This is a genomic window from Methylophaga sp. UBA678 (assembly GCF_002299105.1).
Lineage (GTDB): Bacteria > Pseudomonadota > Gammaproteobacteria > Nitrosococcales > Methylophagaceae > Methylophaga > Methylophaga marina.
The window spans coordinates 17,044-27,645 of record NZ_DBNG01000012.1 but is presented as its reverse complement, the minus strand read 5'-3'; the positions used below and the strand labels follow the sequence as shown (position 1 = coordinate 27,645).

At 44.3% G+C, this 10,602-nt stretch carries 11 protein-coding genes; 10 read left to right on the top strand and 1 reads right to left on the bottom strand.

Going from position 1 to position 10,602, the window contains the following annotated elements; translation table 11 throughout:
- Position 1 precedes the first annotated feature (1 nt).
- Complete coding sequence (gene mutM / locus B3014_RS06940; protein ID WP_289243299.1) at positions 2–820, top strand: bifunctional DNA-formamidopyrimidine glycosylase/DNA-(apurinic or apyrimidinic site) lyase; 819 nt, start codon at positions 2–4, stop codon at positions 818–820.
- Here mutM and B3014_RS06935 read toward each other — a convergent pair whose 3' ends face one another.
- The gene (locus tag B3014_RS06935; RefSeq protein ID WP_286304064.1) at positions 821–1,117 is read right to left on the bottom strand and encodes a c-type cytochrome; all 297 of its coding nucleotides are present in this window, start codon (positions 1,115–1,117) and stop codon (positions 821–823) included.
- A gap of 72 nt (positions 1,118–1,189) precedes the next feature.
- On the opposite strand from B3014_RS06935, the gene rluD reads away from it, so the two are divergent.
- The 9 genes from rluD to B3014_RS06890 all read left to right on the top strand — a co-directional run bounded on the left by rluD (position 1,190) and on the right by B3014_RS06890 (position 10,436).
- Positions 1,190–2,158, top strand: a complete 969-nt coding sequence (rluD, locus tag B3014_RS06930; RefSeq protein ID WP_289243298.1) for a 23S rRNA pseudouridine(1911/1915/1917) synthase RluD — start codon at positions 1,190–1,192, stop codon at positions 2,156–2,158.
- A gap of 177 nt (positions 2,159–2,335) precedes the next feature.
- Complete coding sequence (locus tag B3014_RS06925) at positions 2,336–3,835, top strand: glucan biosynthesis protein G (RefSeq protein ID WP_289243297.1); 1,500 nt, start codon at positions 2,336–2,338, stop codon at positions 3,833–3,835.
- Positions 3,835–5,949, top strand: a complete 2,115-nt coding sequence (gene mdoH / locus B3014_RS06920) for a glucans biosynthesis glucosyltransferase MdoH (protein ID WP_289243296.1) — start codon at positions 3,835–3,837, stop codon at positions 5,947–5,949. Before B3014_RS06925 ends, mdoH begins: the two co-directional genes overlap by 1 nt.
- A gap of 25 nt (positions 5,950–5,974) precedes the next feature.
- Positions 5,975–6,769, top strand: a complete 795-nt coding sequence (locus B3014_RS06915; RefSeq protein WP_289243295.1) for a metallophosphoesterase family protein — start codon at positions 5,975–5,977, stop codon at positions 6,767–6,769.
- On the top strand, positions 6,759–7,664 hold the full coding sequence (locus B3014_RS06910) for a diacylglycerol/lipid kinase family protein (protein ID WP_289243294.1): 906 nt from the start codon (positions 6,759–6,761) through the stop codon (positions 7,662–7,664). Before B3014_RS06915 ends, B3014_RS06910 begins: the two co-directional genes overlap by 11 nt.
- Complete coding sequence (locus B3014_RS06905) at positions 7,661–8,122, top strand: DUF4112 domain-containing protein (RefSeq protein WP_286304057.1); 462 nt, start codon at positions 7,661–7,663, stop codon at positions 8,120–8,122. The genes B3014_RS06910 and B3014_RS06905 overlap by 4 nt, the downstream gene beginning before the upstream one ends.
- Positions 8,123–8,149: 27 nt before the next feature.
- Complete coding sequence (locus B3014_RS06900; protein WP_286304056.1) at positions 8,150–8,308, top strand: YqaE/Pmp3 family membrane protein; 159 nt, start codon at positions 8,150–8,152, stop codon at positions 8,306–8,308.
- A gap of 149 nt (positions 8,309–8,457) precedes the next feature.
- On the top strand, positions 8,458–9,024 hold the full coding sequence (locus tag B3014_RS06895) for a glycine cleavage system protein R (RefSeq protein WP_286304055.1): 567 nt from the start codon (positions 8,458–8,460) through the stop codon (positions 9,022–9,024).
- A 38-nt stretch (positions 9,025–9,062) separates the two neighbouring features.
- Positions 9,063–10,436, top strand: coding sequence for a PFL family protein (locus tag B3014_RS06890; RefSeq protein WP_286304054.1), 1,374 nt, complete (start codon positions 9,063–9,065; stop codon positions 10,434–10,436).
- Positions 10,437–10,602: the final 166 nt, after the last annotated feature.

Below are 10,602 nucleotides of genomic sequence, written 5' to 3'. Positions count from 1 at the left end.
CATGCCTGAACTGCCAGAAGTAGAAACCACGCGACGTGGTATTCAACCCTTTATTGAGAATCAATCCATCACAAAAATGGTGGTACGTCACCGAGGATTACGCTGGCCGATTCCAGAAGGATTGGAATCCATCGTTAAAGATCAACGGGTAAACAGTATAGAGCGCCGGGCAAAGTACTTGTTGTTACATTGTGACAACGGCACATTGATTATCCATTTGGGCATGTCAGGACGTTTACGCGTACTCGATAATGATGACCACATCAATAAACATGATCATGTCGATATCTTTTTTGATAACGGTTATGTATTGAGATTTACTGACACTCGCCGTTTTGGCGCCATACTCTGGACGAACGAGCCTTATGAGCAGCATGCTCTTATCAGCCATCTAGGTCCGGAGCCACTATCAGAACAGTTTGATGTCAACTACTTACATCAACGCGCTAAGGGGCGGACCAGCCCGATTAAAACATTTATTATGAATGGTGAAGTCGTAGTAGGTGTAGGTAATATATACGCCAATGAAGCCCTGTTTATGGCAGGTATTCATCCAAGTACGCCTGCCGGAAAAATCAGTAAAAAGAATCTATCTCGATTAGTCGAGGCCATTAAGCAGGTTTTGGAAAAAGCCCTACTCGCCGGGGGAACAACCCTACGCGATTTCAGAAAAAGTGATGGAAACCCAGGCTATTTTGCGCAAGAACTTCATGTATACGGACGAGAAGGCTTAGCCTGTTTACGCTGCCAAACCCCAATCAGTCTCATTAAGCAGGCGCAAAGAGCCACTTATTTCTGTAGTCAGTGCCAGCCACGTTAATCATTTTTGATTAGAAAAATAGTGTGCCAAAGCGCGTATTTCTTCCTCAGAATAGCCCGCTGCATGCTGCATCATAACGGTACCATCACGCTGACCATTTTTAAATGCCAGCATTTGTTGAATAAAGTAATGTTTATTAAGTCCGGCAAGGCTAGGCGTTCCACCCTGACTATGACCATTTGTACCATGACACGCTGCACACGCTGAGGCGAGTAATGCGACATTGCGTGGCTCGGCGTGAACCACCAGAGATAAAAGCAATACCACCCCAGCGATGACAAAATGAGAAAAACGCATTTTTAGCTCCATATTCCAACGTCAGCTATAAGCCTACGTTATAATACTGGTTTAATCACCAGCTAAGTCTATATGTCAGAAAAAATTCAACTAGAAGATATTATTCCGGAAAACTTGATGGGTATGCGTATCGATCAGGCTTTAGCCAAAATGTTTCCCGAATATTCTCGTGGTCAACTGACAAAATGGCTGAAAGCGGGTGATGTCCTCGTTAACGGACAACTTCTCAAACCTAAAGAAAGCATTCAGGGCGGAGAAAGAGTCACCATCGGCACAGAGCTACAAGTACAGGATGAAAGCTGGCAGGCAGAGTCCATCGCGCTCGACATTATCTATGAAGATGACGATGTCATCATTATTAACAAACCTGCCGGCATGGTCGTTCACCCTGGTGCAGGCAATCACCAAGGCACGCTCGTCAATGCCTTATTAGCCCATGCTCCCCAATTAGCCAACATCCCACGTGCGGGGATTGTTCATCGTATCGATAAAGCCACCACGGGCCTGCTGATGATAGCCAAGACCTTAACAGCCCATAACTCACTGGTATCGCAACTGCAGGCACGCACAGTTAAACGTGAATACCTGGCTGTAGCGTGCGGTGTTTTTACCGCGGGTGGAACTGTTGATGAGGCTATCGGTCGACATAACGTTGATAGGAAAAGAATGGCCGTAAGTGCGACAGGTAAACCCTCCGTCACACATTATCGTGTCGAGCAGCGTTATCGGGCTCATACTCTGATCAAATGTAAGCTTGAAACCGGACGGACGCATCAGATTCGCGTGCATATGGCGCACATCAGGCATCCTTTGTTAGGTGACCCAGTCTATGGCGGCCGTTTAAAACAAGCCAAAGGCATGACCGAGACGTGTCGTGAGGTTATTCATAACTTCCGCCGTCAAGCCTTACATGCCGGTTTGCTGGGTTTTGTGCATCCCACAACAGGCGAAGAAGTCTCATGGCAAATCGATTTGCCTGAGGACATGCAACAGTTAGTCGATGCGCTGGCAGCAGATGCAGAAATAACTGACTCACTTTAACCTGTGACATTGCATTGAACGCTGTGGCATGGACAATAAAGATCCGTCATGCGTACATTACATTTATCAGTTAATGCGCCAAAAGTATTTCAGATTATCTAATCAAGGAGAAGATACAGCGTGATGACTGTTAATCATCGATGTTCATTTTTATCGGCTTGGCTCAAAGCTGGAAGCATGTCTTTTCTGTTACTACTGAGCTTAAGCGTCATTGCTTCTCCACAAGATAAAAAAGAGGTGACCTTCAGTCACCAGACTGTATTGGATTTAGCTAAAAAACGTGCTCAGAAACCATTCAAAAATCCCAAACAAGCGCCAATATCACTCACACGACTGGATGCTGAAACTTACCAAAAAATCCGGTTTCAGCAACAATCAGCCATCTGGGGCAACAGTCCAACCCCATTTTCCATCCAGCTTTTTGCTCCAGGTTTCTTGTATAAAAACCTCGTCGATATCGATATTGTCGAAAGTGGAAAAAGTGTTCCTATTAATGTTACCGAGTCATCATTCAAGGTCCCTAATCCTGAGGTTGCCAACGCGCTTGCTCAAGTAGGTAAATATGCTGGATTCCGGCTTCACTATCCTCTTAGTAAGGGGCAGGAAAAGAATGAATTCATCATTTTTCAAGGAGCCAGCTATTTTCGGGCGGTATCCAAAGGTCAGTTATACGGTATTTCGGCCAGAGGGTTGGCTATTGATGTGGCCGAACCAAAAGGTGAAGAACATCCCACGTTCACTCATTTCTGGATAGAACGTCCGGGAAAAGACCAAACAGCCATTGTTGTCCATGCCCTTCTCGATAGTAAAAGTGTGACCGGGGCATATCGATTCGGTATTTATCCTAATGACCCAACTCGTATGGATATTAAAGTCACCCTATTTCCACGCGTCGATATTCCTCACATCGGTCTCGCCCCGTTAACGTCTATGTTTTTGCATGGCAGTATGGTGCCTGCCAAATCCACTGACTATCGACCACAGGTACATAATTCACAGGCTCTGGCCATAAAAACAGGCAATGGTGAACATCTATGGCGGCCTTTGAATAATCCCAATTCACTGCAAATAAGCGGATTCATGGATGAGCATACCAAGGGATTTGGGCTTATCCAGCGTGATAGACAGTTTGTGAACTATCAAGATTTAGAAGCCCACTACGAGCTTCGTCCTTCTTTATGGGTAGAACCTATTGAAGACTGGGGTAAGGGGCAGGTTCAATTGTTTGAGATACCGTCAAATGCTGATACCAATGACAATATTGTCGCTTATTGGCGACCGGAAGGTGGATTAAAGAAAGGTCAGACCTTCAGCTATAACTATCGCTTGATCTGGCTAAATGATATTAACCCGATGCCATCAAAAACAAAGATTGTCCGTAGTGCTAAAGGAAAACTATTTGAAGATGGCAGCAGAGAAATGATCATCGATTTTAGTCGTATTGATGTGAATCAATTGAATACCATCAGTATGAATGCCTCTAGTAACCACGGCAAAATCATTGCAACTAAATTGATTGCTAATCCAAACATTGATGGTGCTCGCGTATTTCTCCGATTTCAACCTGATGATGCTGATGTGGCAGAGTTACGTTTGCAGTTGATGAATAAAGACACGCCTATCAGTGAAACATGGCTTTACCGTTGGATTAAACCCAGTCTATTTGCAGGCGAGTAATGAAAGCACACAAAGTTTTACCGGAACGCGCACCGCTGGATATGCCAAGACATCGTGTTAACGAGCCTGGTCAGGCATTACGCCAGCATTCCATCCCCTTTTTCACATCCTTTAGTACCGTCTTGTCACGCTTGTTTATTTTGCTGGTGACAGTTGGCCTTTCGGTCTATGGGATTAGAGAGATGCATGGTGTCCTCAGTACCAACAGCATTACCTCATTACAGTGGGTATTTTTATGTTTATTCAGTTTAAATTTTATCTGGATATCTTTTGCTTTTTCACAAGCCTTGTTAGGCTTTTTAATTAACCTCAAACCCAGACTAATCAAAAAAGCCGAAACTGAGCCCAATTTTAAAACCGCGATATTATTCCCCGTCTATAAAGAAGAACCCGGTCGAATCGTAGCGGCCATTAAAGCCATGCGTGAAGACTTATTAAAACAAGCGCCAGGCAAGTATGCTTTTTTTATCTTAAGTGATACCAATCAGGCCAATGCCTGGCTTGCAGAAGAAAAAGCTTTTATTGAACTCTTCGAAACACAAAATGAAGACTGCCCTGTTTATTACCGCCGACGAGCCAATAATCAGGAACGTAAAGCAGGCAATATCGCACATTGGGTCAGCAACTGGGGCGGTGCTTATGAAGCCATGATCGTGCTGGATGCTGACAGTTTGATGAGCGCACAAAGCATGCTGACTCTATCGCGCAGATTGGCAGCAGCACCTGGGGTTGGTTTAATTCAGACCTTACCCACCCTCATCAGCGCCAGTAGTCTATATGGCAAGCTACAACAGTTTGCTAATCACTGTTTTGGCCCCATTTATGCCGAAGGTCTGGCTGCCTGGCATGGCCTCTCATCTAACTTCTGGGGACACAATGCCATTATTCGTACCCGGGCTTTTGCTGAATCATGCTCACTACCGATATTGCCAGGCAAAGCACCTTTTGGTGGACATATCCTCAGTCATGATTTTATAGAAGCAGCATTATTACGTCGTGCTGGCTGGGGGGTAAGATTTGATACTGATATTCAGGATTCTTATGAAGAAGCGCCTCCTTCACTAACTGACGTGATCGTACGCGATAGACGCTGGTGTCAGGGAAATTTACAACATGGACGAATACTTCTCGCACATGATTTAGCCTTTCCCACCAGACTGCATATTTTCTCTGGCATGATGTCTTATCTGAGCGCGGTGCTTTGGCTTTCACTTATTATGGTCGGTTTAGCCATTGCTGTGCAGGCACAGTTTGTTCGTCCCGAATATTTTGCAAACCCCTCCCTCTTCCCTCTCTGGCCAGTATTCGATGCTGAACGGGCGCTGGACTTGTTTGTCGTCTCGATGGCAATTGTGCTTGCACCAAAATTGTTTGGCTGGTTTGCAGCTCTTGTAAACTGGTGCCGTTGCAAACAATTTGGAGGCCCGATTTTACTCACTTTTAGCGTCCTGTTTGAAACCATTATGTCAGCCCTTTATGCGCCTATTTTGATGGTCGCTCAGTTTGGTGTTGTCTGTCATATCCTTATGGGAAAAGATAGCGGCTGGAACCCGCAATCACGTGATGATGGTGCTTTAAGCCTAGGACAAGTGACCCGTGCCCATCGCAGTCATACCCTATTCGGTTTTATTCTGGCCGGCATTTCTTATAGCTTAAGTATTGAAATGTTCTACTGGTTGTTACCCATATCCGGTGGACTAATGTTATCTATCCCACTTTCATGGTTAAGTGGTGGCGCAAAACGTGCCAGACCTCTTACGATTCTAGGTCTGCTGCGGGCACCAGAAGAAAAGCGGCCAAGTACTATTGTGAAAAGCCTTATCGAGCAAATTAAAAAGACGCCTCAACAAGATCCTGTTGATTCTCCGCTTATGTGTTTGGATCAACATGCCGAACTGTGTAAATGGCATCTGGCCCAATTACCACTTATCGATGCGCCTAAACCAGATGAGTTCCATGCTCCGACTGTCACTGCTGAGTGGAAAATTCGTCATGCTTCATCTTTGCATCAGCTGGAAAAATCACTGGAGCCTGTGGAGATGATTGCATTGCTGTCGCAAGAGGTTGCTGTGAAACAACTGAAAACCCATGGTCTGGTCAGACATCATGATTAAAAATCAGGCTGAAAATTAACTCTCTATGACCACGTTTGTTCATATATCCGACTTACATTTTGGACGCATTCTCACTGATGTCTTAGTAGGCTTAAAACAGAAAATTGAGTCTATAATGCCTGACATGATTATCATTAGTGGTGATCTCACACAGCGAGCGACAGAAAAAGAATACCAACAGGCGGCTGACTTCCTTAACGACATTAACACGCCTTATTTCATCATCCCCGGCAATCATGATCTTAGTACTTTCCGAATTATCGAACGCTTCTTTTGGCCTTGGCGGAAATGGCATAAATGGGTTCAGAGGGAGCTTGAGGCTCAGTATACGAATGACAACTATCAGCTGATTGGCATTAATACTGCCAGAAAAGCAGGCTTCTATATGGACTGGTCCCGCGGAAGAATCAGTTCGTCACAAATCAAGCATATAACAAAGCAAGTTATGGAGGCGCCTGAACATCAACTTCAATTACTGGTAGCTCACCATCCTTTCTGGCTGCCACCTGAGTATGAAGCCAGACATTTAATTGGTGGACGTGACAAAGCATTGGCATCATTCAAAGATACAGGGTTGGATCTGATACTGAGTGGACACGTGCATGTTGATTATTGTCGTGTGGTGGATGGCATCATTGTGTCGCATGCTGGCACAACTACTTCGGACAGACTCTTACCCGAACATGCCAATAGTTTTAATATCATTCGTGGTGATAAATCCACATTAACCATTGCCCGCCACCACTGGCATCAGGATGAGTTTCAATTATCAGCGACACAAACTTTTTATCGTGATAATGGCGGCTGGCATGAACAATGATAACAACACCGGTCAGCCTGAAAAAATACTGACGTTTGTCAATAAACATGCCGGAACAGCACCGGAAGTCATCAAGATGCTCGCGCATCATTCAGCCATTTCACTTCATACGCTCTCAGCATCTGAAATAGAAACGGCGATTAAACAGGCTATTGCAAACAAGCAAAAACGGATTATCGTGTCCGGTGGTGATGGCACACTGGCCCTAGCCGCAGGTTTAACGATTGGCAGTCAAACAGAACTTGCCATCATTCCCGGCGGTACACTCAATCATTTTGCTAAACGTTTATTGATCCCGACGGACATTCACGCAGCATTGGAGCTCGCGATACAAGGTCAAGCTTTCAGTACCCATGTTGCTTATGTGAATGACTATTTATTTTTGAATACCAGCTCGGTTGGTGCGTATGTGACCTTCGTTCGCACACGTGAATACCTTGAACGAAAAATGCAATATTTGTTGGCCAGCCTTTTGGCTGGTATCAGAAGGTTATATCACTTCAGACATGCCAATATCATTCTTAATCAGCAGAAAATTAAAACGCCGCTTCTATTTGTCGGGGTGGGTGAGCGTGATCTACAAATACCCGCTATGGGACAAATAAAAACAGGGGGACGTGACGGTCTCCACCTGATTGTTGTACGCTGCAATAATAGCTGGTCGGCTATTAAACTGGCGTTTAGTGCGATGTTAATGGGTGTGGATCCACTATCAAAAGCAAAAATGATAGAAACCACCATTCTCGACGAGTTTAACGTCACACTGCACTCACGTAAGAAATGGCTTACTGTAGCAGTGGATGGTGAGTTAATAAAACTGAAACCGCCACTACAATACCGTTTTCAACGTGATAGTTTGAATGTTGTCATACCTGTTTCAGATGAGGCCCTATGAGTAAGAAAACACGTTTTATACATAAGTTAAGCTGGTTTCTTGATGAATCCATCACCTTACCTGGTGGCTTTAAAATTGGTGCGGATGGTTTTTTTGGTCTGATACCCGGATTAGGTGATTTTATTGGTGGCTTATTATCCAGTGTCATTATCTATCAGGCCCATCAAATGGGTGTACCAAGAACCATTCTCATCAAAATGGTGATTAACATGCTTATTGATACCACCATCGGCGCCATACCGGTCATTGGTGATGTGTTTGATTTTATCTGGAAAGCCAACCAGAAGAATGTCGCTCTTCTCCATGAGTATGAGCAACAACCCCAGCAGGTGTATCGCAAAACGTTGCTGGAAAATATCGCTTTTATTGTGATTCTAATCACCATAATTGTCTTAGCGATAAGCTTTGCTGTCTGGATTATCAGCTTAATCTGGACGGCATTATTTCAATCCTACTAAAACAACGATGATTAAAAGGGAGTTATTATGGACTTAATTCGAATTCTGATTGCCATTCTGTTACCACCACTTGGTGTATTTCTACAAGTTGGTTTGGGTGGTGCTTTTTGGCTCAATATCCTTTTAACTATTCTGGGTTATATCCCGGGTATTGTTCACGCAGTCTGGATTATTGCCAAACGTTAGTACTCTGATGATGCTGTTCTAATCAATACAGCCACATTAGATGTTACGATAATGCCGGGACTTCTCCCGGCATTTTTGTGTTTGTCTATACCAGACAATATTGCGATCATATAAAGTGCTAGCTCTTAGCGACATCTCTAAGGTGAAAAATGAATAAAGTATTAATTTCTGTTCTGGGTAGTGATCAACCTGGCATTATGTCTGTGATTGCAGATGTGATAAATCAGCGTAACGGCAATATAGAAAACTTAAGTCAAACACTCTTAAACTCGGTTTTTGGTGCCCTACTGCTGGTCGATGTTCCACACGATGAAAATTGTGATGATCTTCAATCCGCGTTAGAAGCAAACTGCAAACAGATGGGTTTATTTATCCGTGTTCATCCTTGGAATGAACAAGCTTCAGATTGGTATCAAAATAAACCTGAAGTACAACCCTATATCGTCACGGTGATAGGCCCTGATCGACAAGGCATTGTCGCTGAAGTGGCTGGGCAGCTCTTTAAACACGGTGTCAATATCACCAATATGCAAGCCATTTTCAAAGGGGGTAAAAACCCAATGGACAATTTAATGGTCTTTGAAATTGATGTGCCTAAAGCCACCATCATGAATGATTTACGCGATGCACTGGCAGACATATCCCAACGACTCGATCTCGAGGTCAGTGTACAACATCGTAAAATTTTTGATTCTGTCAGCAATATACTTAACTAAATACGCTATATTCCGACTCGTTCATATCAGGACATAAAATGATTAATCCCAAAGATATTATTTCTACCTTGCAAATGGTACGTGAAGAGAACCTGGATTTACGTACTGTGACCGTAGGGATCAGTCTGGCTGATTGTGTCAGTGATGACATTAATACCTTTAAACGCAAAATCTACGACAAAATTACCCGCATTGCAGGCAATCTTGTTAGCACCTGTAATCGCATTGAAAGACGCTACGGCATTGAAGTAGCTAATAAACGTATATCGATTAGCCCTATTGGCGTTGTCGCTGCCCCATTTAATTCTGATCAAATGGTGGAAATCGCACTCACGCTTGATAAAGCTGCCGCAGAATTAGGTATCGACTTTATTGGTGGCTTCACTGCACTGGTGGAAAAAGGCATGACCCATGGTGACAGAGCACTCATTAATGCCATCCCGCAAGCTTTGACTGAAAGTCAACGCGTCTGCTCATCTGTTAATGTGGCGAGTACACGTGCTGGTATTAATATGGATGCCATCAAAGATATGGGCGTCATCATCAAACAAGCGGCAGAAATGACAGCCAAAGATGATGGCTTGGCAGCGGCTAAACTCGTTGTTTTTGCTAATATCCCGCAAGACGTACCTTTTATGGCTGGCGCTTATCTCGGTGTGGGTGAAGCGGATGCTGTAGTCAGTGTCGGTGTTAGCGGTCCAGGCGTGGTTAAAGCGGCTCTGGAACGAGCCCTTGAAGAAGAAGACGGTATGGACTTAAGCCGTGCAGCGGATGTCATCAAACAAACTGCAGCAAGGCTCACACGCGCTGGCGAGCTAGTTGGTCGTGAAGTCGCTCAATTATTGGGATTACCATTTGGTATCGTTGATCTCTCACTCGCCCCTACCCCCAATAAAAATGATAGTGTCGGTGAAATTTTTGAAGCTATTGGGCTTCCAGCAATTGGAGCGCCAGGCAGTACCGCCTTTTTATCTATGCTCAATGATGCCGTTAAAAAAGGTGGCGCATTTGCCAGCTCTCATGTCGGTGGACTGAGCGGCGCCTTTATACCCGTTTGTGAAGATCTGACCATTGCTGATTCCGCCGTAAACGGTACTTTGTCATTGGAAAAACTGGAAGCCATGACCGCTGTCTGTTCGGTTGGCTTAGATATGGTGGCTATCCCTGGAGATACCTCTGCAGAAATGATCTCAGCCATCATTGCCGATGAAATGGCGATTGGTGTGATTAACAAAAAAACCACTGCCGCTCGCCTTATTCCTGCACCAGGGAAAAAAGCAGGTGATCATGTGGTTTATGGTGGCCTGCTAGGTGAAGGCCCAGTCATGGCTGTTAATATGGGTAGCCATGAAAATCGTTTTGTTCGCCTGGGTGGACGAATCCCCTCACCAATACAAAGTTTAGTTAACTAAACTTGAGACATAAAAAAAGGGCTGATAAATCAGCCCTTTTTTATTTCTTCAGAAATAATCGCTTATTTCTTATCAGCTTCACGCTCTTTTGTTTCTTTAATCACTTCGTCAGCAACGTTACGTGGACATGGCATGTAGTGCAAGAACTCCATAGAGAACTGACCAC

Bases quoted from the DNA above. Each gene is read 5' to 3' on its own strand.
- B3014_RS06890 (WP_286304054.1), top strand. From the start codon at position 9,063: ATGATTAATCCCAAAGATATTATTTCTACCTTGCAAATGGTACGTGAA.
- B3014_RS06905 (WP_286304057.1), top strand. From the start codon at position 7,661: ATGAGTAAGAAAACACGTTTTATACATAAGTTAAGCTGGTTTCTTGAT.
- mdoH (WP_289243296.1), top strand. From the start codon at position 3,835: ATGAAAGCACACAAAGTTTTACCGGAACGCGCACCGCTGGATATGCCA.
- B3014_RS06925 (WP_289243297.1), top strand. From the start codon at position 2,336: ATGTCTTTTCTGTTACTACTGAGCTTAAGCGTCATTGCTTCTCCACAA.
- B3014_RS06935 (WP_286304064.1), bottom strand. From the start codon at position 1,117: ATGCGTTTTTCTCATTTTGTCATCGCTGGGGTGGTATTGCTTTTATCT.
- B3014_RS06895 (WP_286304055.1), top strand. From the start codon at position 8,458: ATGAATAAAGTATTAATTTCTGTTCTGGGTAGTGATCAACCTGGCATT.
- B3014_RS06910 (WP_289243294.1), top strand. From the start codon at position 6,759: ATGAACAATGATAACAACACCGGTCAGCCTGAAAAAATACTGACGTTT.
- B3014_RS06915 (WP_289243295.1), top strand. From the start codon at position 5,975: ATGACCACGTTTGTTCATATATCCGACTTACATTTTGGACGCATTCTC.
- rluD (WP_289243298.1), top strand. From the start codon at position 1,190: ATGTCAGAAAAAATTCAACTAGAAGATATTATTCCGGAAAACTTGATG.
- B3014_RS06900 (WP_286304056.1), top strand. From the start codon at position 8,150: ATGGACTTAATTCGAATTCTGATTGCCATTCTGTTACCACCACTTGGT.
- mutM (WP_289243299.1), top strand. From the start codon at position 2: ATGCCTGAACTGCCAGAAGTAGAAACCACGCGACGTGGTATTCAACCC.